We start from the raw sequence: 24,499 nt of genomic DNA, 5'->3' as shown, positions 1-24,499 counted from the left end.
GGCAGGGCAAGAAATAACTGAATCTGTTGCACCCTTTCAAAGGATCAATGCTCTAGACTAGGCGCCATTAAATTTTATCTATTCACTCTGATCGTAAGAGGCCGTCTGTGACTGCTGTTTTGTACAATATTTTATCGTCAGTGCTACCGATTTTACTGTTTTTAGTCAGCGGCTATGCTTTAGGCAAAGTGTTACCAAAAGTTATCGTGCATAGCGCGGTCAGGCGTATCACACCGGTGGTGTGGATTATCTTGTTTGTCATTGGTCTGGAGTCCGGTGAGGCTTTTAGTTCGTTGGCAGCGGGGTTGAATATTCTGAAGCACGCTTCTGTCTATGCTTTCACCATCAGTGTTGTGGTGTTCTTACTGATTATGCCGTTTAACCGCAAGCCGTTGGCTGAAGATAAAGAGCCCAGCTCTTGGGCTGCACTGTGGCATCCAATTAAAGAATGCTTAATTGCATTTAGTTTGGTGTTAATTGGGGCGTTTTTTTACCGCTTACACTGGCATGAAAATCAACTGGGCGTAGTCGTTTTTAATATTTCTTATTGGCTGTATGTTTTACTGCTGCTAATTGGCTTGGATTTAGCACAGGTAGCAATCAGTCGCTCGTGGTTAGCACCGCGCGTGCTGCTGATCCCATTTTTAGTGATGATTGGTTCGATGATTGCTGGTGTCTTGATCAGTCTTGCCACAGGTGAACAATTGGCTGTTGCGCTGGCGCTGAGTACGGGCTTTGGCTGGTTTAGTTTGTCGGGTGCTTTGGCAGGGCAATATCTGGGCGATGCCTACGCCAGTGTGGCGTTATTAAATGACTTGATGCGTGAATTGATTGGTCTAAGCGTGGTGTTTTTATTGGGCCGCAACTATGCCAATAGCAGTATTGGGGTGTGTGGTGCAACCGCCATGGATACCACGCTGCCCTTTGTGCGCAAAGCCTGTAACTACGAGTATGTGCCAACCGCAATTATCAGTGGCCTGATTCTTACAGTGGCAGCGCCATTCTTTATGCTGTTTTTTCTAAGTTTTGCTGAGATCTAGCATGATGCGCTGGCTGAGCTATGCTTAAAATCTACTCGCGCTCAACTTTAGCGGTAGCGTTTTCCGCTAAGAACGCGCTAAAGGCTTCTAGTGGCATTGGACGGCCAAACCAATAGCCTTGCCCTAATGGGCAGCCTTGTTGCTGTAAGAAACGCATTTGCTCAGCGGTCTCAATACCCTCCGCTTGTACTGCGAGGCCGATGCTGTTGCCCAGTGCGATAATGGCGCGAGCAATCGCGACATCTTCAGTGCTGGCCGGTAAGTTACTGATAAAGCTCTGGTCAATTTTGAGCTTGTGTACCGGTAATGATTTTAAGCGTGAAAGGGATGAGTAACCGGTACCAAAGTCATCAATGGACAAGCTCACGCCCAGCTGACGCAGCTCTTTAAGTATTTCATCAGTGCTTTGAGGGTTTTCCATTACTGCGCTTTCTGTTACTTCAAGCTCAATATGCTGCGCACCAATATGTGTTCTTTCTAGTATCTTTGCTATTTTTTGCGGAAGTTTTTCATCAGATAGTGAGCGACTGGAAAGGTTAACTGCGGCAAATTGCAGCTGTAGACCTGAGGCTTGCCATGTATGCATTTGCGCGCAAACGTGCTCTAGCACCCATTCATCAATGGATCTGATCAGACCATTTTCTTCAGCAATTGGGATAAAATCATTGGGCGCTATTAAGCCGCGCTGAGGATGGTTCCAACGCACAAGCGCTTCACAGCCCACCACTTTATGCTCATCGATAGTAAATACAGGCTGATAATGGACTTGCAATTCATTGTTGCTTAAAGCCTGGCGTAGCTCACTGGCAATGCGAATCCGTTGAAACGCTTGCTCAGTCAGCTCGCTTGAGTAAAAAGCAAAGGTTTCACGGCCGCTGGCCTTGGCCTTACTCAGTGCTGAGTCAGCATTGCGCATGACTTCTTCGACGCTGTTACCTGCTCTTGGAAACATGCAAATACCAATACTGGCACTGATAAAGAGCTGGTTATTATTTAGGTTAAAAGCCTCTTTGCTGGCCTTGATAATCTGTTGTGCTACCAGCGCCGCCTCTGACGGTGTGCTACATGTTTCACTGATGACAACAAACTCATCACCACCAATGCGCGCGAGCGTGCACTTGCTGTGAATGTTTCTTCTAATGCGCTGCGCCACCGCTTGGAGTAGCTGGTCACCTATGCTGTGGCCTAGACTTTCATTAATATTTTTAAAGTGATCGAGGTCGATTAGGAAAAGCGTACAGTTTTTTTGCTCTTCGATGGCGCTCTGTAAAATGCTTTTTAAGCGCTGATACAGCTGCGAGCGGTTGGCTAAGCCGGTTAATGGGTCGTAATGGGAGAGGTAGTTCAGCTCAGACTGCGAACCTTTAAGAAGCGAAATATCTGAAAAAATCGCTACGTTATGAGAAATAAAGCCATTTTCATCACGAATCAATCGAATGGTTTGGTACTGAGGCAAAATTTCGCCGTTTTTGCGCCGATTCCAAATTTCCCCGCTCCATTCATTGTTAGCTTCTAGGGTTGTCCACAGCGACTTATAAAACTCTTCTGTATGCCGGCCTGACTTAAATATACGTGGTGTTTGCCCAATTACATCCTCAGCACTGTACCCGGTAATCTTGCTGAAAGCGGGGTTGATGTGAACGATGGTGTTGGTATGGTCGGTGATCAGGATACCTTCATGTGTCGACTCAAAAACAGCATTGGCTTGCTGCAAACGTTCCTCTGCACCGCGCTGCGCAGTTATGTCTTGAGCAATACCAATAAAGCGTACCGGTACGCCTGCTGCGTTTTTGATTAAACGACCGCGTGAGCGAATCCAGCGCACTGAGTTGTCTTTATGACGCATGCGATAGGTGCTGTCATAGTTGCCATCACCTTCGGCAATAAAACGCATTACCATGCGGTAAATGCGTTCGCGCTCTTCAGGTAATAGACGGCTCTGCCACGCGTGCTGGTTGTTACCGAATTCTTCTTGTGTGTAGCCTAGGTTGGCGCAATAGGTTGCTGAAAAGAACACCTCTTGCTGCTCATTAAGACTCCAGTCCCACAATGCTTCTTGCGCGGCGTCTAGAGCAAGTTTGAGGCGCTCTAAACTGATCGTGGCATCAGATTGTTGGCGCTTTTTTTCTAGGCTATGACGTTGCAGCATGACAAACCAGTAAATCATTGATGCCACAGCAAAGACTGCAAGATTGATGAGGAGGTTTTGCGCACTGATTTGCGTCTGCTCAGATGTGAAATTCCAGGCGAAGCTGGCTAGCAACCAGCTTATTACAAGCATTGCATAGACTAAAAAATACTTTAATAAAGCGCGCTCTGGTTTCATCTGTGCGTCAAACTCAAAGTGAGAAATAAGTCACGGCATACACTGTTTAAGGTTTAACTAAGGTGATATTAATCAAACACATTTTTAATCAAAATGATATTTTTTTGCTGCTAATTGATCAAAATTTTGGCAAAAAAAAATGCTCATTCGATTGAATGAGCATTTTTAAATATGGTGCCCGGAGACGGAATCGAACCGCCGACACGAGGATTTTCAATCCTCTGCTCTACCGACTGAGCTATCCGGGCTCAACGGGGCGCTATTAAAGGGGTTTATCGCCCTGCTGTCAAGTACCTCTATGAAAATAGTTTTTTATTGGCTAGGAGGGACATAACCTTCGGCCCTTGCAAAGTCTTCACCAGCAAAGAATTTGTCCATTTCCTCCATGATAAATTTACGATCATCGGCGTTCATCATATTCAACTGACGCTCGTTAATGATCATGGTCTGATGGGTTTGCCATTCATCCCACGCTTGTTGGGAAATATTATCGTAGATGTCTTGGCCTTTACTGCCTGGAAAAGGAGGGTTGGCTAACCCTGGGAGTTCTTGTTGGTGTTTACGGCACATAACCATACGAGTCATATTAAATCTCCTGTTGCATCTGAATAAGTGCGCGCTTGATCAGCCCCTTAATTGGAGCTGCTAAACCTAGGCGCGGTGGGTTGAGAGGGTTATACCAGAGCCAATTGTTTTCGGCTACGCAGAGTGTTGTGTTGCTTTGCACGCGAATCAACCAAGGTTCAATGTCTAAATGGAAATGGCTAAAGGTATGGCGCAGGGGTGCGAGGCGCTGCTGTTGCTGTGGGGCCAGTTGGTAGTGTTGCAGCAGTGCTGCAACTGCATTGATGTCTGAGAGCTCAGGCAAGCTCCATAGGCCACCCCAGAGCCCTTCAGAAGGGCGCTGCTGTAAGAGGATGGCGTTGTCTTGGTTTGTCAGTATGGGCATCGCTACGCGCCTGACAGGCAGCTCTTTGCGTGGGCGTGGCGCTGGTAAAATATGTTGCTGGTTTCTTTGATAGGCCAAGCAGCCGCTGATGACAGGGCAACGTTGGCAGTCCGGTTGCTTGCGCGTACACAACGTAGCACCTAAATCCATTATGGCTTGGGTGTACTGCGCGACATCATGCTGGGGTGTGAGCAGTTCGGACAGCTGCCAGAGGCGCTTCGTTGCTTGGCTCGCTCCAGGATAGCTGGTTTCAGCACTGTAGCGTGCCAGTACTCGCTTAACGTTACCGTCTAAAATTGGAGCGCGCAGCCCCATACTGAGGCTGGCAATGGCGCCTGCTGTAGATGGGCCGATACCGGGTAAAGTGGCAAGGATCTCAGCGCTGTGCGGAAATTCTCCACGGTAATCAGCACAGACCTGTTGCGCAGTTTTGTGTAAATTACGCGCTCGGCTGTAGTAGCCCAAACCTGTCCATAAATGCAGCACTTCATCCAGCGGCGCAGCGGCTAGCGCTTGCACGCTGGGTAACGCTTGCATAAAGCGTTCAAAGTAGTGCATGACTGTGCTGACTTGGGTTTGTTGCAGCATAATCTCGGAAATCCACACGCGGTAGGGCGAGATATTGTGCTGCCAAGGCAGGTCTTTACGACCATGCTGTTGATGCCAAGCAACGAGCGCGGGCCCAAAGGCGTCTGGGCTCATCGGTTAAACAAACCTTTTATTGCATCTTTAAGTTCGGGACTGACTTTATCACCCAGCTTTTGCTCAAGCTTTTCATTGAGTTTTTCCGAGATTTTTTCACCTGCGCGACTGGCCGCTGCTTTAGCTAAAGCATCTTGATCAATACGACAGGCTTTGGCACCAAGCTCCAGTGGGCCGCGGCAGCGCACTGGCCATTCTAAACCAACAAAGTTTTTACTCACTTGGCACGCGGGGTCCGGCATGGGTTGGGTGTCACCCTCAATAATAATGCCTAAGCGATAATCAAGGCTGAGCACGCGTAAATTGATATCACCGTTGCCTTTAACACTTAGACCTGGAATGGCGACGCGCAAATCTTGATTGTTAGCAACGCCATTGCGGATATTTAGGGTGCCGCGTAAGTCATTAAACGGCGTATCTTTGCTACCCGTATCAGCAGCGAGGCGCTTGCGATTTAAGGTGGCGATACCAATACACAGCTGGCGCTCTAAGTTGGCCCCAGGTAGTACGCCTTTGAACAGTGCAAAGTTTAACGAGCCATTCAGCTGGTCAACCCAGTCCTGTTGGCTATTGCCGCGGGTACGCAAATCCGCATTAAGGTCAAGTAGGCCGGTGATGGTGACCTCTTGCTCCAGCGTCTGCAAAATCTTTTCAACTGGGATGTTGCTCGTACTTTGCTTGAGGGTTAGAGCCGGCTGCTCTGCTGTCATATCGAGGCTGGCGCTGGTCTTAAACTCACCATTAAACAGTGAGCCTTGTAGGTTATTTAAGGTGATCACCCCTTGTTTAGCCAACAGTTTAAATTTGGCTTGGGTGATAGGAAATTTGCTGATAGTCAACTCATTAAATGCCAAGTCGATGTCGGCATTAACTGTCCTCAGTTGCTCCACAGGCAAGAGTTTTTCTGTGCTCCATGCCGACTTTGAAGGGGCGTCAGGTAGCGCCGTTGTGCCACTGCTACCGGCTTGTTCAGTTTGCTGTTTAACTTCAGCTTGTCGCTCTGTTTGCGCTTTTGCCTGCGCCGGTGGCAAGTAGCGGTCAGCATCCAGTTGGTCGCCTTGCAGTTGTGCGTAGAGCGCGGCTTTAGCAAAGTCTTTAATGCCGGCACTACCGGTTAAAGCGGTTTGGTCGAGACTGATTGCCATCTCGTTAAACATTAGGCTGTTTGGTGTCCCTTGTAGGCGGCTATTGAATTCAAAATGGCTTAAGGCTTTTTTATCAGCCATGGCTGGCAACTCAATGCCAACCCCGCTGAGAAACTCTTGCAAGTTAACCGGTGCAATTGACACAGCACCGCTGAGTTGAGCTTGTTTATCCAACTCGGATACGTTCAGTTCGCCCAGTGCCTTGAGCTGGTTAACCGATAGTCTCAGGTTGTCCCAACGTGCGATCTGGGCACTTTGGTCATACAACAAATTGCCGCGTACGGTGAAATTCGCCGTTTTGCCATTTAAAGGCTCACCGGCTACTTCCCCAGATAGTTTTAGATCATCCAGTAGAAAGCGCTGCAATGCCTGATCAATGCTGGCTTTAGTGGTGAGTTCAATACGCGCACGTAGCAGCGGCTTGGTATTGCCTAAAAAGCCAGAGAATTTCAGTGCAATAGGCTCGGCATCGCGAATGGCGCCGGTGGTCAGTTGTACGCTTTCTAAGTTAAATTGTTGGCCGCTTTGCTCATCGTGATAATCAATGCGTGCACCGTTAACAATCAGGCTGTTGATATCAAGTTTGAGCGGCGTACTTGCGCGAGCAGGCTGCGTAGTGCCGATGGTCTCTTCGGCATCGGGCTGCTGTGTTCTTGGCTCAGCAGTCGTATCATCCCCTGCACCTGATGCTTGGCCGATATGCTCCCAGTTACTCTGACCAGCAGCGTTGCGGTGCAAGTTAAGGCTTAAACCATCAATGCGGATGTCGCTCATCTGGATTTCTTTGCGCAGCAGCGGCAGCACCTGTACAGATAAGCCGAGCAAGCGTAAATCAGCAAAGGGCTCATCCGGCGTGTTAGTACTGGCGACCTTGGCGTCGGTTATTTCTATACCCAACCAAGGAAATAAGCTCCAGCCAATATCACCCTTGAGTTCAAGTTCAATGTTGACATGCTCGCGTGCGAGATCACGAATTTCATCTTTATAATCATTTGGATCAAAAAAATGGGTCAGAGCAAATCCGGCGGCTACCAGCAGCAGTAGCAGGCCTAGAAGTAGCAGACCGATAAGCTTGCTAAAAGATTTCACGGGCTGTTTCCTTATGGGTGATTAAAGAGTTAAGTGTGCAGTCTAGCAGGCTACTCAATTAGAGCAGTACGCTGCTATCAGCTGCTACTAGCAATGAGTAGTGATTTTTGCTTTGCCAATTGTTGTAACTCGGGCTGATCTGCCGGAATAGCAACCTGTAATACTTGCCCAGCTTCACTGGCTAGCCGTGATGCCTCATCGACGAGGCGCTGAGCCACGCCGCGCTTGCGCGTCAGTTCACGCACACACAAGTGCGATAACAACCAGCGCTCAGGCTGTTTGTCCAGCAAAGCAGCGCCCAGTAAGCGGCTATTAAAACGCGCAGTCACCAAGCTGTTATGGCTGAGGCCGTGCTTAATTAATGCTGCAGCATCTACAAAAGGTGCAAGAAGCCAGTCTGGCGCGTCTAAGTAAATTTTTTCTAGGTCGACTAAGTCCTGAGCGCTGGGTTGCTCAGCGTATTCAAAATAAACAGGCATGACAAAACTCCTACAACTGATGAGTTAGTGTACCGCTCAAAAACGTCTATCGGTAGCGGTCACAGCCGTTGCAAGCCTATAATGTCAGTTTAATGTGACAAGTCGGCCATCTGGCACGGCTTTTAGCGGTGGAGCAAATCATGACCGAGCGTAAGGTTTCTGTTGAACGTAATACCCTTGAGACCCAAGTTAAGGCCACAATTAATTTAGATGGCACTGGTGAAGGGCGTTTTGCCATTGGCGTTCCTTTTCTGGAACACATGCTGGACCAAGTTGCGCGCCATGGCTTAATTGATTTGGATGTGCAATGTACCGGTGACTTGCATATTGATGATCACCACACCGTTGAAGATGTGGGCATCACTATTGGCCAAGCATTTGCTAAAGCGGTTGGCGATAAGCGCGGCTTGCGTCGTTACGGCCATTCTTATGTGCCAATGGATGAAGCGCTATCACGTGTGGCGTTAGACTTCTCTGGCCGTCCAGGCTTACAAATGCATGTGCCTTTTACCCGCGCTGTTGTCGGTGGCTTTGATGTGGACTTGTTTCAAGAGTTTTTCCAAGGCTTTGTTAATCATGCGCAAGTAACCCTGCACATTGACACCTTGCGTGGCACCAACACCCACCACCAAATTGAAACGGTGTTTAAAGCCTTTGGCCGTGCACTGCGTATGGCTGTGGAAGTTGATCCGCGTATGGAAGGCCGCATGCCTTCGACCAAGGGTAGTCTGTGATGCAAACCATCGCCGTAATTGATTACGGGATGGGTAATCTGCATTCAGTGGGCAAAGCGCTGCAGCATGTGGGCTCAGCGCGGGTGCAAATCACCAGTGATGCACAAGTGATTCGCGATGCGGATCGCGTGGTGTTGCCGGGTGTCGGTGCAATCCGTGATTGCATGGCAGAGATGGCACGTTTTGAGCTGCTGGATGTGATTCGTGAGGTCAGTAGCGATCGACCGTTTCTCGGTATTTGTGTCGGCATGCAGGCCCTGCTCGATAGCAGCGAAGAAAACGGCGGCGTTGAGTGCCTCGGTTTGATTCCAGGCCGTGTACGTGCCTTTGGTTCAGCCCTGTATCAAGGCGAGCAACGTTTGAAAGTGCCGCATATGGGCTGGAACACTGTTGAGCAGCGCTTAGATCACCCGCTCTGGCACAACATTGCCGATCAGTCGCGCTTTTATTTTGTGCACAGCTATTATGTGCAAGCTGATAATCAACGCCAGGTTGCTGGCCAGTGTGAATACGGCTTGCCATTTGCTGCGGCGTTGGCCGATGGTGCACGTTTTGCGGTGCAATTTCATCCAGAAAAAAGCCATACTCATGGCTTACAACTGTTACAAAATTTTGTGGCTTGGGATGGGCGCTGGTAGCGCCTGATTCTGAGTCGATTACTTGACTTAACCTTTAGGCAGGCTGATTTAATGCTGATTATTCCCGCGATTGATTTAAAAGATGGTGCTTGTGTACGACTGCGCCAAGGGCGTATGGAAGATTCTACTGTTTTTTCAAATGATCCAGTGGAGATGGCGGCCAAGTGGGTTGAGGCGGGTTGCCGTCGCTTGCACTTAGTCGATTTAAACGGCGCCTTTGAAGGTCAGCCGGTTAATGGTGAGGTGGTAACCGCGATTGCTGCACGTTACCCGAACTTGCCGATCCAAATTGGTGGTGGAATTCGCACCCTCGACACCATCGAGCATTATGTACGTGCCGGTGTCAGTTATGTGATTATTGGCACCAAGGCGGTGAAAGAGCCTGAGTTTGTGGCCGAGGCCTGTAAAGCCTTCCCTGGTAAAGTGATTGTTGGCCTGGATGCGATGAATGGTTTTGTTGCCACTGACGGCTGGGCAGAAATCAGCGAGCTGCAAGTGGTTGATTTAGCGAAGCGCTTTGAGGCGGATGGAGTGTCGGCGATTGTTTACACCGATATTGCCAAAGACGGCATGATGCAAGGCTGTAATGTGGAAGCCACTGCAGCCTTAGCGCGCGCCACCAGTATTCCTGTGATTGCTTCAGGCGGTATTCATAATATTGGTGATGTGCAGTCTTTATTAAATGCACGTGCGCCTGGCATTGTTGGGGCGATTACCGGCCGCGCAATTTATGAAGGCACTTTAGATATTGCCGAAGCGCAAGCCCTGTGCGACAGTTTTAACTAGATTTCACCCCCTGTAGGCCGACACTTCAGGGTCGACGCTGGGTATGTGTGAGATTGATTTTGTCGCCCACAAGTGGACGACCTACAGACTGGGCAATCAACAAGGGTCTATATCAACGACTTAGGTTGGCCGTGTCTTAAATTTTGATAAAAAATATTTTACTGAACCAGTGGAGAGCAGCATGACGCTCGCAAAACGTATCATTCCTTGCCTTGATGTTGAAAATGGCCGTGTGGTTAAGGGTGTAAAATTTGAGAATATTCGCGATGCTGGCGATCCTGTAGAAATTGCTCGCCGTTATAACGAACAAGGTGCTGATGAAATCACCTTTCTCGATATTACCGCGACTCTAGAGGGCCGCGACACCATGTTGCAGACCGTTGAACGCATGGCCAGCGAGGTGTTTATCCCGCTCACTGTTGGTGGTGGTGTGCGTACCGTTAACGATATTCGAAACTTGCTCAATGCCGGTGCCGATAAAGTCTCGATCAACTCCGCAGCTGTGTTCACCCCTGAGTTCGTGCAAGAAGCGGCGCAGCGCTTTGGTTCGCAATCCATTATTGTGGCGATTGATGCCAAACAAGTCTCTTCGGTCGGCGAGCAGCCGCGTTGGGAGATTTTCACCCATGGTGGACGTAAACCTACTGGTATTGATGCCATTGAGTGGGCGAAAAAAATGGAAAGCTATGGTGCTGGTGAGATTCTGCTGACTAGCATGGATCAAGATGGCATGAAAAACGGTTTTGATCTAGGCGTCACTCGCGCAGTCAGTGAAGCTGTGAATATTCCGGTGATTGCCTCTGGTGGTGTGGGTAACTTACAGCACTTAGCTGATGGTATTTTGCTGGGTAAAGCGGATGCAGTGCTAGCCGCGAGTATTTTTCACTTTGGCGAATATACCATTCAAGAAGCCAAAGCCTATTTGGCCAGTAAAGGCATTGAAGTGCGCTTAAACGTGTAAATACCTAGAAAAAATGGCATCTCAGCGTTTCGCTGAGATGCCGTTTTTTGTTTAGCCTTTTACTAAGGCGTGAGCTGGTTACTTGGTGCTGCTCAGCACGTTAATGCCTTTGAGCAAATTCACCGCTTGATTGATTTGATAATCTTCATCCTGCAAGCGTGGTGTCGTATTTTTATCAGTTTTAGCACTGGGCTTATCAGGCGCGCCGTTACCATTGCCTAAGTGGCCAGCAAGGTCCGCTTCCTTTACGCCTAGAACGCCATTTTCATGGCTGATTTTTGCGCGCTCAACCAGAATGTCAGGGACAATCCCTTGTGCCTGAATAGAGCGACCTTTAGGCGTGTAGTACAGCGCCGTAGTGAGCTTGAGAGCACGATCATTATTGAGCGGTAGCACTGTTTGTACTGAGCCTTTGCCAAAGCTATCAGTGCCCATGACCACAGCACGCTTATGATCTTGCAGGGCGCCGGCGACAATTTCCGAGGCTGACGCGCTACCCCCATTAATTAACACCACCAGTGGCACACCGGCGCTGGCGTCAGTAGCGCTGGCAGAAAAGTGCAGTTCCGCATTGGCGAGACGACCTTTGGTGTAGACAATTAGGCCAGAGCTAATAAAATGATCGGTGACTTCGACTGCTGCTTGTAAGACACCGCCAGGGTTATTACGCAGATCCAGCACCAGTCCTTTCAGCGCTTGGCCCTTATTGTCTTTTTTCAAGCTGGTCAGAGCTTTAGCCACTTCGGCGCCAGTATTGACTTGGAACTGACTGATACGCAGGAAGCCATAATCGTCTTCTAATAATTGGCTTTTTACACTGCGGCTTTTAATCACCGCACGCTTAAGGGTCACTTCAAAAGGTTTGCGGCCATCGCGCGCAATGGTCAAACGAATGCTGGTGCCGGGCTTGCCGCGCATTTTCTCTACAGCTTCCATCAATGACAGGCCTTTGGTGGGCTGATCATCAATTTTGATAATTAAATCTTGAGCTTCAAGCCCTGCTGCGGCTGCTGGTGTGTCATCAATGGGCGCAATAACTTGTAAAATACCGTCCTCTAAGCCGACTTCAATGCCGAGTCCGCCAAATTCACCGCTGGTGCTTTCTTGCAGTTGACGAAAATCATCTGGGCCTAAATAGCTGGAGTGTGGGTCTAAATTGCTGAGCATGCCCTTAATGGCATTTTCAAATAGGGTTTTATCGTCTATTGGCTCGACATACGCAGTTTTGATGCGCTCTAAGACTTCGGCAAAGGTGCGCAGGTCGTTGAGCGGTAAGGTTTCGGCCGGTGCTGTGGTGACTGCCGCAGACATTGGTGCAGCAATAGCGCCCATATTTAGCAGGCCCAATAACAGCATGCTGCTTAAAGCAGCGGAGGCTAAACGTGTTCTGGTAAAGGGCATGTGGGAACTCCTTGAGAATGTTGGTGTTGCTGTTAGCCTTGCGTGCGACACCACTGAGTTGGGTCAGCGGGTTGGCCTTTTTGACGTATAGCAAAATACAGTGCAGCTTGATCACGACCTCCAGTATTACCTACCGTTGATAATGCTTGCCCAGTTTTTACAATATCACCGGGACGGCTTAACAGACTCTGATTATGACCGTATAAGCTGAGATAGCCATCACCGTGATCAACAATGACTAGCAAGCCTGCACCGCGTAACCAATCGGCAAATACTACACGACCTGAATGAATTGCGCGCACCTGTGTGCCAGGCTGTGAGCTGATTAATACACCATCCCATTTACTGCGAGTATCGCCGCGCGCACTACCGAAGTGTGCGATCAGTCGACCATTAACTGGCCAAGGCAATTTGCCACGCACACTGGCAAAAGAACCACCTTGGTGAATAATAGCAGTTGATACCACAGGATTTTGTGGTTGTTTGCCTGCAGTCGTTGGTGTTTTGCTATTGAGTAGCTGTTTTGCTTGCTGGCGCTGCTGCTCGGCCAGCAGCTTTTGGCGCTTGCGTTCGGCTTCTTGTGCTTGACGCGCCAGTGTAGCCTCAATGGTTTTTAGCACTTTATTGAGCGCGACCTGATCGGCTTGGCGGGTCTTTAAGGATTGGCTTTCTTTACGTTGCTGCTTGGTTAGGGTAGCAACTTTTTGCTGGCGCTGCTGGCGTAGGGTTTTGAGTGATTCTTGCTTGCTCATTAAACTGGTTTTTTGCTCAGCCAGTTTAGTTTGTTGCAGGCTGATCTGGTCTGAAATATTGCTCAGTTGACGCAGAGTTTCATTGAAGGTATTGATTTGTTGCTGGCGTGCTTGGCCAATGTACTGGTAGTACGTTAGGTTGCGCGAGAATTTCTCTGGTTGCTGTTGATTGAGCAGTAGACGTAGGGGCTCTTGTTGACCTGCTTGGTAAGCTGCGCGTGCTTGGATAGCAATCAGATCCTGTTGCTCAAGGCGTGAGCTGTGCAATTTTTTTCTCTGTTGATTCAGTTCGCTTAATTCGTCTTCAGTTTTTTTTTGCTGCTGCTGCAGTTCATTGACTTGTTTTTCTAAATCACCAATTTCTGTTTCAGTTTTTTTAAGGGCTTGTTCTGCGCTGGATTTTTCCTGCTGGATTTTTCCGAGTTGTTTTTTTAGCTCAGCAATATCTTTGGCCGCTTGTGCCAGCTCTTGCTTGGTTTGCGTGCGCTGATCATTAGCCACGGCAACAGTGAATGCACAACTGAGTAGAATAAAGAGGAATGTGCGTAGCATGGCGTGGGGTAACCTGAGCAATACAGAGAGTTGATTATGCCTAATAGTGCGCTAGCAAGCAGTATACTAAAGCAGATAATTAAACCCATGCATGGCTGTTGTATTGCGCGCCAGCATGGGTATGTGCCATTTACTTGAGTTCAACGATACTGCGACCAGTCATTTCAGGCGGTACAGGTAAACCCATCAAAGTCAGCATGGTTGGCGCTACATCAGCCAAGACGCCGTTAGCACGGATGCTGGCAGGGCGTTTGCCGACATAGATAAAAGGCACCGGCTCACAGGTGTGTGCGGTGTGTGCTTGGCCTGTGGTTTCATCTGCCATTTGCTCAACGTTACCGTGGTCAGCAGTAATCAAGGCTTCACCGCCAACCTTATCCAATGCAGTCACAATTCGATCTAGGCAGTTATCCAAGCACTCGACTGCTTCTACTGCGGCGGCGAAGACACCGGTATGGCCTACCATATCACCGTTAGCGTAATTCACCACGATCACGTCATAGCGCTGTTGCTCAATGGCCTCGACAATATGATCGGTGACTTCTGGTGCGCTCATTTGCGGCTGCAAGTCATAGGTGGCGACATTGGGCGAGGGAATCAAAATACGCTCTTCACCTGGAAACGGTTGTTCGCGACCACCGGAGAAGAAGAAGGTGACGTGCGCATATTTTTCTGTTTCAGCAATGCGCAGTTGGGTTTTACCTTGATCAGCTAAGTATTCGCCTAGCACATTGACTAGAGCAGTTGGCTCGAACGCGCTAGGGGCAGCTAAATCTGTAGAATACTGAGTGAGCATGACAAACTGGCTTAACTGCGGCAGGCGCTGGCGATTAAAGCCGGAAAAGTTGATGTCTAAGAACGCATGGCTTAACTCACGGGCACGGTCGGCACGGAAGTTCATAAAGATCACGCTATCGCCGTCTTCGATGTGCACGGGTTCGCCAATGCTGGTGGCTTTAACAAATTCATCTGACTCGTCACGCGCATAAGCGGCGGCCAATGCAGCAGTGGCGCTATCGGCTTGATAAATGCCCTTGCCATCGACTAGCAGCTGCCACGCTTGCTCAACGCGATCCCAGCGGTTATCACGATCCATCGCATAGTAACGACCAATTAAACTGGCGATACGGCCTTTACCGAGTGTGTGACACGCGTTTTCAATTGCTTCAATCGAAGGCTGCGCGCTGCGTGGTGGCGTGTCACGGCCGTCTAGGAAGGCATGCAGATAAATTTTTTCAGCACCGCGCTGCGCAGCCAGCTCAATCATCGCAATGATATGATCTTGGTGGCTGTGTACACCGCCTTCTGAGAGCAGGCCTAAAATATGTACAGCTTTGTCGCGCTCGACCGCTTGATCAACCGCCTTGCTGAGCGCAGGGTTGGTAAAAAAATCACCGTCCTTGATAGCCTTAGTAATACGCGTGAAATCTTGATACACCACGCGGCCTGCACCAAGGTTCATATGACCCACTTCAGAGTTGCCCATCTGCCCGTCCGGTAACCCAACATCCATGCCACTGCCTGAAATCAGACCGTTTGGGTACTGCGCGCGCAGTTGGTCGTAAACAGGCGTATTGGCGCTGTAAATAGCGTTGTGATCAGGGCAGTCGCTGTGACCGAAACCGTCAAGAATCACTAAAACCAGAGGTTTAGGCGTGGTATTCATAAGAACATGCTCGCAAGTAAATAACAAAATATGGGCTCAGTTTAGCTGGATGTGCTCGGCGCGTCATTGTTAGTAGTTCAGAGAATGCGCTGGTCGGTGTATACTTCTCGGATATTAACGTTTTGAGTACCCATTATGTTCGCCGATACGCTTGCCAAGTTTCTTGAATTTATCACAGTGCACTATATGCTCAGTGGTGCTTTTCTAATTATTGTAGTGTTGCTGATTGTGCAGCAGTCACGCAGTTCTGGTCGTAATTTAAACACCAGTGAGCTGACCGCTATGGTTAACCGTGATGAAGCGTTTATTTTAGATATTCGCCCGAAAAAAGACTTTTCGACCGGACATATTGTCGGGTCAAAGAATATCAGCAGTGATCAGCTAAAAACACGCATAGCTGAGCTGGAAAAACATAAAGATAAAACCATTATTGTGGTCTGTGCTTCTGGAATGAATGCCGGCGGTGCTTGCACCGAGCTGAAAAAAGAAGGTTTTAATGCTGCACGCTTATCAGGTGGGATTAACGGCTGGCGCAGTGAGAACCTGCCGGTGGTGAAATAAAATGGATAAAGTGATTATCTATAGCAGCGATTGGTGTCCTTTCTGTATTCGTGCAAAGAGTTTGCTGAAGAAAAAAAATATCGCTTTTGAAGAAATCAGAGTCGATGGCAAGCCCGATGTGCGTGCAAAAATGGCTGAAAAAGCCAAGCGTACCTCGGTGCCGCAAGTCTGGATTGGCGAGTTGCATGTTGGCGGCTGTGATGAGCTGTTTGCGCTTGAGCGTGCCGGTAAGCTAGACGCTTTGCTAGCGGCTGAGTAGGTTTAAAAACCGAGCGCTGTTACTCTTGTGTAAACGCTAGTTATGTATTTTATGTATATCTTTTGGGTTAAGGGGCAATATAGAAATGACTGAAGAAAATAACAATGTCGCAGCACAGCAAGAAGAAACCTCACAGTTCTCTTTGCAGCGTATTTATGTTAAAGATTTATCCTTTGAGGCACCGAAGAGCCCAGAAATTTTCCGTGAGAACTGGAGCCCTGATGTTGAATTAGATATCAGCACTAGACAGCGTGATTTAGAAGGTGACTTTCACGAAGTGGTGCTGCGCTTAACCGTGACCGTGAAAACTGGCGAAGAAGTTGCGTTTATTGCTGAAGTTCAACAAGCTGGTATTTTCTTACTGCAGGGTCTGGATGCGACGTCGCAAGCACATGCCTTAGGTGCATTTTGCCCAAGTATTTTATTCCCTTATGCGCGAGAAACCTTGGATAGCTTGGTGGTTCGTGGTTCTTTCCCAGCGCTGATGCTCGCGCCGGTAAACTTTGATGCGTTGTATGCGCAACAATTAGAGCGCATGCAAGCGGGTGCTGACGCCCAAGCTTAAGTCCGACTGCTGATGCATCAGTTGCGCTTGCTGCGCGAGCATACTGTACAAGCGCAACTGATTTATAACGCTAGGGGGTATCAATGAGTAAAGTGAGTGTTCTGGTCGTTGATGACGCCTTATTTATTCGAGATTTAATTAAAAAAGGTCTGCGTAGTTACTTTCCTGGCATTCATGTCGATGAAGCTGTTAATGGGCGCAAAGCCCAGCAGGTGCTCGCTACGCGAACATTTGATTTGATTTTGTGCGATTGGGAAATGCCAGAAATGAGTGGCTTAGAGCTACTGACTTGGTTTCGCCAGCAAGCTGAGTTTAAATCAATTCCCTTTATTATGGTTACCAGTCGCGGCGACAAAGATAATGTCGTACAAGCGATTCAAGCCGGCGTTACTGATTACATAGGTAAGCCTTTTACCCAAGAGCAGCTAACCAGTAAGGTGACTAAAGCGTTAACACGCAGCGGTCGTTTATCAGCACTTACAGCCTCTGCTCCCGCCAAAACATTAAGCACAGGCGTTGCCAATGACTCTTTATCGGCGCTAACTGGGCATAAAGCACCGGTTGCGCCTGCTACGGCTCCGCCAGCAGCGAAAAAGCCTGCTGCTTCACCTGCGCAAGCCGTTGCCGCTGCGCCAGCTGCAACCAGCGCAGCTTTGCGTGGGCAAGGACAAGGGCGTTTACGTTTATCCAATGGTGAGTTTGCTTGCGTGATTAAAGCGCTCAGCTTAAAAGATGCGCTTTTAGTGATTAAGCGTGGCGATGTTTTGCCGCAAGTGCTGGACAATGCTGTGCTGGACTTAGAGCAAGGTGAAGAGGCTGAAGTAGCGCGCTTGAATGCCTATGTACATGCAATTAGTGCCTTAGAATCAAGACCGGACAGTGAGTGGTTGCAAGTCACCTGCCGCTTTGTTGACAGTGACCCGAAAAAAATGGATTACTTATCACGTTTAATTGCTCGCGGTAGCACGCAGCGGCATTTCAGTCCAAGCGCTTAAGTCTATGCAGGTTTAGTTGGCGGGTATATTTCAAGCCAACCCTGTCACATCTTTGTTTATTTGCGTTCGAACAGCGCTCTGGGTGCTGCTATCTTGCATAAAAAGTTAATCTTGAGTGTGGTTTATGTATAAAAAAATTCTACTCATGACCTTTCTAGCATGTATTAGCAGTCAGAGTTATTCATTTACTGTTTATAAATACACCGATGAGAATGGCGTGGTCACCTATACTGACCAAGCTAAAAAAGGTGCTCAGGTGTTTGTTTTCAATGACCGCATGGTTGAGCGCATTGAGAATGATGTAAAATTGGAAACACATAAGCACGCTGCAGGTGAAACTTTATTGCTGCACAATAACCTTTATGCGCCGGTAGAGGTTGAATTAGCCCTTGAAAACCAAGCAAATATTGCTGGTGGGGTAAAGCAACCTGTGAGTTGGGTATTACCGCCGCGCAGCAAAATTAGGTTTTTGACCTTAGCGCCTAAAGATCCTGCCCTACCTTTGCAGTACAAACCAAAATTACGCTATGCCTTAGGTGACCCGCGCCTGTTGCCGACCACCAGTCAGTATGCGCTACCTTGGCGTGGCGGTCCGTTTCGCTTAACTCAAGGCGCAAATGGTAAGTACAGCCACTTCACTCCGAAAAGCCGCTATGCGCTTGATATTGCCATGCCAGTCGGTACGCCAATTGTTGCTGCGCGCGCAGGTGTAGTGGTTAAAATAGAAAACCAGCAAACAGGTCGAGGTACTAATCCTGCGGGCAATTTCGTCCGTGTTTTGCACGACGATGGCACTATGGGCGTGTATTTACACCTGCAAAAAGGCTCAGTCAGTGTCAGTGAGGGCCAGCGTGTTGTGCAAGGCTCGCTGTTAGCGCGCTCTGGTAATACGGGTAACAGCACAGGGCCACACTTGCACTTTGTGGTGCAGCGCAATATCGGCTTAGCAGTCGAGTCAATACCTTTCGACTTTAGCCAGCCGGTCAACAGCATGCCCAACTTTGCTGTCGGCGGTGAGTGACAGCGCTGCGCTGTGCGCTGTTTGTTGCACCGTCTGTTTTGCCAAGCTGGTTGGCATTTGCCGTTTTAAGCCGCAAAGCCGTAATGCGCAACAATGCCCAAGAAAATACAAAAACCTGCCCAGTGATTATGTAAAAAAGCGCGTAGTGATGACTCAGCATCGCGTTTTCGGGTGTGGATAAACTCCCAGACAAAACAGGCAGCTGCGCCGAGCAAGCCTAAGTGAAAGTAACCACCCAGTTCAAATTTGCTACCCGTCAGTAACAAACAGAATAAAGCGCTAGCTTGCAGAGTCAGGATGATAAAACGATCGGCATCGCCAAATAGCACAGCAGTCGATTTAACCCCGATTTTCAAATCATCTTCGCGATCACTCATTGCGTAATAGGTGTCGTAGGCAATGGTCCACAATAAGTTAGCAATATAAATCAGCCAAACCTCGTGCGGCACTGAGCCTTTTTCTGCGCTGAAGGCCAGCAAAATACTGCATGAATACGCCGCACCTAAAGCCACTTGCGGGTAGTAGGTGTAGCGCTTAGTAAAGGGATAGAGCGCGGCTAAGCCAACTGCAAGAAAGGCCCAGTAAATCGTTTGTATGTTGGTTTGTAGTACTAAACAAAAGCTGATGCCCACCAATACTGCAAAAGTGATGAGTGCTTCTTTAGCTTTGATGCGTCCGGTGACGATTGGTCTGCCTTTAGTGCGCGAAACATCCCCATCAATACCACGATCAGCAAAATCATTAATTGCACAACCGGCGGAGCGCATCAGAATCACACCTAAGACAAAGATCACTACATTTTTAACACTCGGTGTACCATCGCCAGCAATCCATAACGCCCACAGCGTTGGCCACATTAATAGATAGATACCAATGGGGCGCTCTAGGCGCAGCAGCTGAATAAAATCCCAAGCTCTGGGGTGCAAGCGATTAAAGGATTTAAGCAGCTGTGTGTACATTAAAAACTCCGTGCTGTCGGTGTTGAAGAGGCTTAGGTTAACAAGGATTAAACAGTATTAAAGTTTAGGTTGCCGATATCTTGCCAAAGTTTGGGTAGAAAAACCTCAGCGACCAGTACACCTAATGCGTCTTTTTGAAAGCAAGAACGTCGCGCCCATAAATGCGACTGTTGGCTTGCCTGTTGTTGCGCAACTTTTGGTAATTGCTGACAAGGCAGCTGGCAAATATGCATAGCGCCACGGCTAAATGCTTGATGACTAAAAAGCAGTTCGCCAAGCGAGCGAGTACCCAGTTGGCTGATATCAAAGCCTGATGACTCAAGCTCTGCTTGGCTGGCAACACTGCGGGCAAAGACCCAGGGCCGCAGACCATCGCATAGAAACACCTCGCGTACCCAGCCGCAACTTTGCTTGGCGATGTTGAGCGCTTGGCATTCATCTGCAGTGAGTGTTTGCCAGCCTTCAGACAGCAGCTGCACAGTAAAGGCGTCTCTGCACAGTTGCGTCAGGCGTTGAGTGAGTGAGCCTTGATCAAAAAGCCAGTCGTTTAATGCTGCCAGTGACGTTGGAGTGGTATCCCAGCGGCTTATGCGTGTGTTTAATGTATTGGTGGGCACGATGCTGCTTGCTTACTAAAAATGTCGAGCAAGTTTAGCATGCATTAATCAATGGTTTTATCTGGGATGCACAGCTGTTGGTTAAATATCCATAAGCCTGTGCGCACCTAAATTGATAAAAAGATATCGAATAAGTGAACACTTAAATAACAAGCACTGCGACTGCTCAGTCAATTGTTGCTGCGCGGTGTTTTTTAAGTCAGTATCTAGCCGTTACTGCTGCGCTGCATCCAACTCAGCATCAGCATACAAATCAATAACAATAAGTGAGGCTTTACATGCGCAAACCTGAATTGATTGCAGCGGTTGCTGAAAAAACCGATATGAGCAAAGAGCAAGCAAAGCATGTTTTAAATACAATTTTAGAAGAAATGACGGCAGCACTTAGCAATAATGACACTATTAGTTTGGTTGGCTTTGGTTCTTTTGCTCAGCGCCATCGTGGTGCTCGTATAGGTAAAAACCCGCAAACAGGTGCAGCTCTGACCATCCAAGCCAGTAATACAGTCGCATTTAAACCCGGCAAACAGCTAAAAGAAGCTGTAAGCGAGTAACTTTGCATAATAGCGTATCACCTGCAATTTAAGATCAGCGCTGGGTTGTCTGCAACAACTTGTAACTCAAACACGGCTTGACCGCGGCTTTAGATAAAAGCGCATACCTACATTACTTGGAACTCTTGCATGAAATTTCGTTTTTTACTGTGGATGCTTGGACGCATGATGAGCAAGGCCAGCAAAACCAATCCTGCTTTTCAGAAACAATTGGACGGTAAAGATTTAACCTTTATGTTGCACACGCTGGATGGCAAAGTAGCCCGCCACTTTGTGGTTAAAAATAATCGCCTCGAAAGCCGTTCTGGGGTTGTCCAAAATCCTGCTTTTGCACTTGGCTTTAGAGATGCAGCCTTTGGCTATAACACCATGCAAGCTAAAAATAAGCAGCTCGCTTTTATGCAGGGCATACAGGATAAAAACATTCAGATTCAAGGCGACACCATGCTGGTAATGTGGTTTCAAGGCATGATGAAGCACTTGATGCCTAAAAAATCCAAGCCTAAGACCGAGTAAGCTTATCAAGAGGCGTACCACGCTCAGGTACGCCTCAGTTGTATTTATTGCTGATCGTTAAATCTATACTGCAGCGCCTCAGCAAGATGATTGCGAGATATGCTGGTGCTGTCTTCAATATCCGCTAATGTGCGCGCTACTTTAAGCACCCTGTGGGTTGCACGCAACGATAAACTTAAACGCTCGCTGGCTTGCTCCAGCCAAGTACGATCAACCTCAGCCAGCACACAGTGTGCACGTAAGGCATTTAAATCCAACTGTGCATTACTGCAGCCTTGTCGCTTGAGCTGGCGTTCACGAGCCGCACATACGTGCTCCACAGCTTGCGTTGAACTTAAACCGAGGTGTTTAGGGGGGCGTAGCGATGTGGTTTCGCGGGCAACGTTGATATGCAGGTCAATACGATCGAGTAAGGGGCCAGACAGTTTGTTGCGATAGCGCTGCACGTGCTCAGGCGTACACTGGCAGCGTCCGCTAGGGTCGCCAAAATAGCCGCAAGGGCAAGGATTCATCGCTGCAACCAATTGAAAACGTGCTGGGAAGCGTGCCTTGCTGTGCGCACGGGCGATGACAATACAGCCAGACTCTAAGGGTTCGCGAAGAAACTCTAGGACTTTACGATCAAATTCAGGTAACTCATCCAAAAACAAAATGCCCTGGTGTGCCAAGCTGATTTCACCCGGTTGCGGGCGGCTGCCGCCGCCAACAAGCGCAGGGCCTGAAGCGCTGTGGTGCGGCTGGCGGAAGGGTCGTCGCGGCCAGCTGCGTAAAGGCTCAATGCTAACCACAGATTGCACTGCGGCAACCTCAAGCGCTTCTTTTTCAGTTAATGGCGGTAACAGGCCAGGTAGACGGCTGGCCAGCAAGGTTTTTCCTGTACCGGGCGGCCCGCTCAGTAATAAATTATGCTGGCCTGCGGCAGCGACAACCAATGCGCGCTTAGCTGCATGCTGGCCCTGTACTTCGAGTAAATCTGGATAGTTTGCAGGATGCGCCAGTAACCCTTGCGATTGATACGGAGTTAAAATCTGCTGTTGATTGAAATGCCCGACCAGCTCAAGCAAATGATCAATGGCGTAGACCTTTAAGCCTGTGGCTAAGCAGGCTTCTTCTGCATTGGCCAGGGCAACCACTAAACAGCGTCCAGCCTCGCGAGCAGCCAGTGCTGCAGGTAAAACACCGCGCACAGGGCGTAAATGGCCTGAGAGTGCCAACTCGCCCAAACATTCAAAGCCATCTAAACAACCACCGGGTAATTGTGCGCTGGCGGCGAGCAAGCCTAAAGCGATGGCTAAATCAAAGCGGCCACCTTCTTTGGGTAAATCTGCCGGGGCAAGATTAAGGGTAATACGCTTGCGCGGGAACTCGAGCGCGCTGTTTAAAATGGCACTGCGCACGCGGTCTTTACTTTCGCGTACTGCTGTTTCTGGCAAGCCAACTATGGTGAGTGATGGTAAGCCATTAGTGAGATGGATTTCGACGCTAACAGCGGGTGCTTCAACACCAATTTGCGCACGGCTATGAATAATTGCGAGTGACATAGATCCTCCTTGATCCTATCTGTCGTGCAGCCAGCTTAAGCCAGCAGCTGAGCGTTGGGCTCTTTTACATTATGATGTGCTCTGTTGCAGTTGTTCTTCCAGTTGTAAAACTTTTTTCTCCAGAACTTCTAGGCGTGCACGTGTGCGTGCCAATACAACCATTTGGCTATCAAATTCTTCACGGCTGACTAAATCGAGCTTGCTGAAGGTGCTTTGTATTAGTGCTTTAAGTTGCGCTTCAACCTCGGCGCGTGGCAGTGGGTTTTCGCTACCCAGTAAACGTTCAGCATGACTGCTGATGCTGTCAAATAAAGCCTTTGGCGGTAACATAAATACATTCCTTAATCGTGATACGTTCAGTTTAGCACGTCAGCAAAATTATGAATCACTATGAAAAACTAAGAGTAGTGTTGTTGTTTTACGTATAATTGTTTGCTGTTAGGTTGTTGTGCAGTTGTTTTGCTCACAGGTGTATTGTATTACTGTGCATGCTCAAATATCGTGCATAGATCTGTGTCTTGAGCAGGAAAATGCAGGTGCGCATCCGCCCAAAAATATTATGCGTAGATGTTGCGTCTAAGCATGTTAAAATTTGACTTGATTGCTAGTAGGTCATTTAATCTCGGAGAAGCTGTATGAAATTAGTTACCGCCATCATCAAACCCTTCAAGCTGGATGATGTACGTGAAGCATTGTCTGAAATTGGCGTACAGGGTATTACAGTCACCGAAGTAAAAGGCTTTGGTCGGCAAAAAGGTCACACCGAGTTATACCGTGGAGCAGAGTATGTCGTTGATTTTCTGCCTAAAGTGAAAATCGAAGTGGCGATTGCTGCCGCACAACTTGACCGTGTGATTGAAACCATCAGTAAGGCTGCGAATACTGGCAAAATTGGTGACGGTAAGATCTTTGTTGTTAGCTTAGAGCAAGCGGTACGAATTCGTACTGGTGAAACAGGCTCAGACGCAATTTAAGCGTGTTTTAGGTCAGTTTTTGTGATCACAGCCGTCACCTGTATGGTTAAGGCGTAGCTCCCCAACAAGCTGCGCCTTTGTTTTATCTGCTCTAAAATTATAGGTCGCGTGTGCCCCAAGCATGCGAGTTTTATAAATATAAAAAAAGAAGCGAATTATCATAGTCATTTGCTTTTTATCGCACTAGAATGCGCGCCCAATGCATAAGTGATGATCGCTAATCGGCTGTTTGTATGCCGTTGTGAGCACCCTATTGCCAACCCGTATTGCAATAATTATGCTACGCCCGATAGAGACGCCAAGCATTTTGGCGCTCGATTTAAAACTATCTTGCTGAAGGCAGGCTTGAGGTTGACCATGAATGAAGATGAATTAGAAACAGAAGAATTAGATCCCAGCGATGACAGTGAAATTGATGCTGATGATCTAGATATTGATGATATTGATGACGTTGATGGCGCAGATGATGATGGCCTTGACGACAGCGATGATGATGGTTCTGATGCAGTGGTAACGCCTTCACGTGCCAAGAGCAAAAGCGCTATCAGTGTAGATGAGTTACCGTCTGTTGAGGCTAAGCAAAAAGAGCGTGAAGCCTTAGCTAAGGCGATGGAGGAGTTTTTAGCACGAGGTGGAAAAGTACAGGAAGTTGAAAATAAAATTGATGTATAAATCAGTTTTATTGTGTTGCTGCCAGCAACGATAAGCGCGTTTAAA

At 48.3% G+C, this 24,499-nt stretch carries 26 protein-coding genes and 1 tRNA gene; 14 read left to right on the top strand and 13 right to left on the bottom strand.

What is annotated here, in order from left to right; translation table 11 throughout:
* Positions 1 to 107 precede the first annotated feature (107 nt).
* Positions 108 to 1,040, top strand: a complete 933-nt coding sequence (locus FXF61_RS13025) for a lysine exporter LysO family protein (protein WP_151185658.1) — start codon at positions 108 to 110, stop codon at positions 1,038 to 1,040.
* 31 nt (positions 1,041 to 1,071) lie between these two features.
* Here the strand turns inward: FXF61_RS13025 and FXF61_RS13020 are convergent, their stop codons facing one another.
* The 6 genes from FXF61_RS13020 to FXF61_RS12995 all read right to left on the bottom strand — a co-directional run bounded on the left by FXF61_RS13020 (position 1,072) and on the right by FXF61_RS12995 (position 7,730).
* Positions 1,072 to 3,366 (bottom strand): bifunctional diguanylate cyclase/phosphodiesterase, encoded by a 2,295-nt coding sequence (locus FXF61_RS13020; protein WP_151185657.1) that lies wholly within the window; start codon positions 3,364 to 3,366, stop codon positions 1,072 to 1,074.
* 172 nt (positions 3,367 to 3,538) lie between these two features.
* Positions 3,539 to 3,614 (bottom strand) — tRNA-Phe (locus FXF61_RS13015).
* Positions 3,615 to 3,678: 64 nt separating this feature from the next.
* Positions 3,679 to 3,951 carry an oxidative damage protection protein gene (locus tag FXF61_RS13010; RefSeq protein WP_151185656.1) on the bottom strand — a complete coding sequence of 91 codons (273 nt, stop codon included), beginning with the start codon at positions 3,949 to 3,951 and terminating at the stop codon, positions 3,679 to 3,681.
* A gap of 1 nt (position 3,952) precedes the next feature.
* Positions 3,953 to 5,017, bottom strand: coding sequence for an A/G-specific adenine glycosylase (mutY, locus tag FXF61_RS13005; RefSeq protein ID WP_151185655.1), 1,065 nt, complete (start codon positions 5,015 to 5,017; stop codon positions 3,953 to 3,955).
* Positions 5,014 to 7,251 carry an AsmA family protein gene (locus FXF61_RS13000; RefSeq protein ID WP_151185654.1) on the bottom strand — a complete coding sequence of 746 codons (2,238 nt, stop codon included), beginning with the start codon at positions 7,249 to 7,251 and terminating at the stop codon, positions 5,014 to 5,016. The genes mutY and FXF61_RS13000 overlap by 4 nt, the downstream gene beginning before the upstream one ends.
* A 77-nt stretch (positions 7,252 to 7,328) precedes the next feature.
* The gene (locus tag FXF61_RS12995) at positions 7,329 to 7,730 is read right to left on the bottom strand and encodes an acetyl-CoA sensor PanZ family protein (RefSeq protein ID WP_151185653.1); all 402 of its coding nucleotides are present in this window, start codon (positions 7,728 to 7,730) and stop codon (positions 7,329 to 7,331) included.
* 140 nt (positions 7,731 to 7,870) lie between these two features.
* Here FXF61_RS12995 and hisB point away from each other — a divergent pair, with 140 nt between their 5' ends.
* The 4 genes from hisB (at position 7,871) to hisF (ending at position 10,849) form a co-directional block, all read left to right on the top strand.
* Positions 7,871 to 8,464 (top strand): imidazoleglycerol-phosphate dehydratase HisB, encoded by a 594-nt coding sequence (hisB, locus tag FXF61_RS12990; RefSeq protein WP_151185652.1) that lies wholly within the window; start codon positions 7,871 to 7,873, stop codon positions 8,462 to 8,464.
* Positions 8,464 to 9,102 carry an imidazole glycerol phosphate synthase subunit HisH gene (hisH, locus tag FXF61_RS12985; protein WP_151185651.1) on the top strand — a complete coding sequence of 213 codons (639 nt, stop codon included), beginning with the start codon at positions 8,464 to 8,466 and terminating at the stop codon, positions 9,100 to 9,102. Before hisB ends, hisH begins: the two co-directional genes overlap by 1 nt.
* 51 nt (positions 9,103 to 9,153) lie before the next feature.
* Positions 9,154 to 9,888, top strand: a complete 735-nt coding sequence (gene hisA / locus FXF61_RS12980) for a 1-(5-phosphoribosyl)-5-[(5-phosphoribosylamino)methylideneamino]imidazole-4-carboxamide isomerase (RefSeq protein WP_151185650.1) — start codon at positions 9,154 to 9,156, stop codon at positions 9,886 to 9,888.
* 181 nt (positions 9,889 to 10,069) lie between these two features.
* Positions 10,070 to 10,849, top strand: a complete 780-nt coding sequence (gene hisF / locus FXF61_RS12975) for an imidazole glycerol phosphate synthase subunit HisF (protein WP_151185649.1) — start codon at positions 10,070 to 10,072, stop codon at positions 10,847 to 10,849.
* 78 nt (positions 10,850 to 10,927) lie between these two features.
* On the opposite strand, the gene FXF61_RS12970 is transcribed toward hisF, so the two are convergent.
* The 3 genes from FXF61_RS12970 to gpmI form a co-directional block, all read right to left on the bottom strand.
* Positions 10,928 to 12,250, bottom strand: a complete 1,323-nt coding sequence (locus FXF61_RS12970) for a S41 family peptidase (protein WP_151185648.1) — start codon at positions 12,248 to 12,250, stop codon at positions 10,928 to 10,930.
* A gap of 32 nt (positions 12,251 to 12,282) precedes the next feature.
* Positions 12,283 to 13,554, bottom strand: a complete 1,272-nt coding sequence (locus tag FXF61_RS12965) for a murein hydrolase activator EnvC (protein WP_151185647.1) — start codon at positions 13,552 to 13,554, stop codon at positions 12,283 to 12,285.
* A gap of 130 nt (positions 13,555 to 13,684) precedes the next feature.
* On the bottom strand, positions 13,685 to 15,220 hold the full coding sequence (gpmI, locus tag FXF61_RS12960; protein ID WP_151185646.1) for a 2,3-bisphosphoglycerate-independent phosphoglycerate mutase: 1,536 nt from the start codon (positions 15,218 to 15,220) through the stop codon (positions 13,685 to 13,687).
* A 135-nt stretch (positions 15,221 to 15,355) separates the two neighbouring features.
* Here gpmI and FXF61_RS12955 point away from each other — a divergent pair, with 135 nt between their 5' ends.
* From FXF61_RS12955 to FXF61_RS12935, 5 genes are all read left to right on the top strand, one after another.
* Positions 15,356 to 15,781, top strand: coding sequence for a rhodanese-like domain-containing protein (locus FXF61_RS12955; protein WP_151185645.1), 426 nt, complete (start codon positions 15,356 to 15,358; stop codon positions 15,779 to 15,781).
* 1 nt (position 15,782) lies between these two features.
* Complete coding sequence (gene grxC, locus FXF61_RS12950; protein ID WP_151185644.1) at positions 15,783 to 16,040, top strand: glutaredoxin 3; 258 nt, start codon at positions 15,783 to 15,785, stop codon at positions 16,038 to 16,040.
* Positions 16,041 to 16,125: 85 nt separating this feature from the next.
* Positions 16,126 to 16,605, top strand: coding sequence for a protein-export chaperone SecB (gene secB / locus FXF61_RS12945; RefSeq protein WP_151185643.1), 480 nt, complete (start codon positions 16,126 to 16,128; stop codon positions 16,603 to 16,605).
* Between the two features lie 83 nt (positions 16,606 to 16,688).
* A complete protein-coding gene (locus FXF61_RS12940) occupies positions 16,689 to 17,600 on the top strand; it encodes a response regulator (RefSeq protein ID WP_151185642.1) in 912 nt (303 codons plus the stop codon).
* A gap of 124 nt (positions 17,601 to 17,724) precedes the next feature.
* Positions 17,725 to 18,621, top strand: a complete 897-nt coding sequence (locus tag FXF61_RS12935; RefSeq protein ID WP_151185641.1) for a M23 family metallopeptidase — start codon at positions 17,725 to 17,727, stop codon at positions 18,619 to 18,621.
* A gap of 65 nt (positions 18,622 to 18,686) precedes the next feature.
* Here FXF61_RS12935 and ubiA read toward each other — a convergent pair whose 3' ends face one another.
* Together ubiA and FXF61_RS12925 are read right to left on the bottom strand one after the other, a co-directional pair.
* Positions 18,687 to 19,580: a 4-hydroxybenzoate octaprenyltransferase gene (gene ubiA, locus FXF61_RS12930; RefSeq protein ID WP_151185640.1), complete on the bottom strand. Its 894-nt coding sequence runs from the start codon at positions 19,578 to 19,580 to the stop codon at positions 18,687 to 18,689.
* Positions 19,581 to 19,627: 47 nt separating this feature from the next.
* The gene (locus FXF61_RS12925) at positions 19,628 to 20,197 is read right to left on the bottom strand and encodes a chorismate lyase (protein ID WP_371921493.1); all 570 of its coding nucleotides are present in this window, start codon (positions 20,195 to 20,197) and stop codon (positions 19,628 to 19,630) included.
* A 278-nt stretch (positions 20,198 to 20,475) separates the two neighbouring features.
* On the opposite strand from FXF61_RS12925, the gene FXF61_RS12920 reads away from it, so the two are divergent.
* Positions 20,476 to 20,751 carry an HU family DNA-binding protein gene (locus FXF61_RS12920; protein ID WP_151185639.1) on the top strand — a complete coding sequence of 92 codons (276 nt, stop codon included), beginning with the start codon at positions 20,476 to 20,478 and terminating at the stop codon, positions 20,749 to 20,751.
* A gap of 129 nt (positions 20,752 to 20,880) precedes the next feature.
* Positions 20,881 to 21,267 carry an SCP2 sterol-binding domain-containing protein gene (locus FXF61_RS12915; protein WP_151185638.1) on the top strand — a complete coding sequence of 129 codons (387 nt, stop codon included), beginning with the start codon at positions 20,881 to 20,883 and terminating at the stop codon, positions 21,265 to 21,267.
* 44 nt (positions 21,268 to 21,311) lie between these two features.
* On the opposite strand, the gene FXF61_RS12910 is transcribed toward FXF61_RS12915, so the two are convergent.
* Positions 21,312 to 22,808 (bottom strand): YifB family Mg chelatase-like AAA ATPase, encoded by a 1,497-nt coding sequence (locus FXF61_RS12910; RefSeq protein WP_151185637.1) that lies wholly within the window; start codon positions 22,806 to 22,808, stop codon positions 21,312 to 21,314.
* Between the two features lie 69 nt (positions 22,809 to 22,877).
* Positions 22,878 to 23,138: an accessory factor UbiK family protein gene (locus FXF61_RS12905; RefSeq protein ID WP_151185636.1), complete on the bottom strand. Its 261-nt coding sequence runs from the start codon at positions 23,136 to 23,138 to the stop codon at positions 22,878 to 22,880.
* 305 nt (positions 23,139 to 23,443) lie between these two features.
* Here FXF61_RS12905 and glnK point away from each other — a divergent pair, with 305 nt between their 5' ends.
* Both glnK and FXF61_RS12895 read left to right on the top strand, forming a co-directional pair.
* The gene (glnK, locus tag FXF61_RS12900; protein ID WP_151185635.1) at positions 23,444 to 23,782 is read left to right on the top strand and encodes a P-II family nitrogen regulator; all 339 of its coding nucleotides are present in this window, start codon (positions 23,444 to 23,446) and stop codon (positions 23,780 to 23,782) included.
* A 357-nt stretch (positions 23,783 to 24,139) separates the two neighbouring features.
* On the top strand, positions 24,140 to 24,454 hold the full coding sequence (locus FXF61_RS12895; protein WP_151185634.1) for a hypothetical protein: 315 nt from the start codon (positions 24,140 to 24,142) through the stop codon (positions 24,452 to 24,454).
* The last annotated feature ends 45 nt before the right edge of the window (positions 24,455 to 24,499 follow it).

The sequence above is a fragment of the Pseudomonas sp. C27(2019) genome (assembly GCF_008807395.1).
In the GTDB taxonomy this organism is placed as follows: Bacteria; Pseudomonadota; Gammaproteobacteria; order Pseudomonadales; family Pseudomonadaceae; genus Denitrificimonas.
Note: the sequence above shows the minus strand (reverse complement) of the source record. Positions and strands in the feature narration are given on the sequence as shown.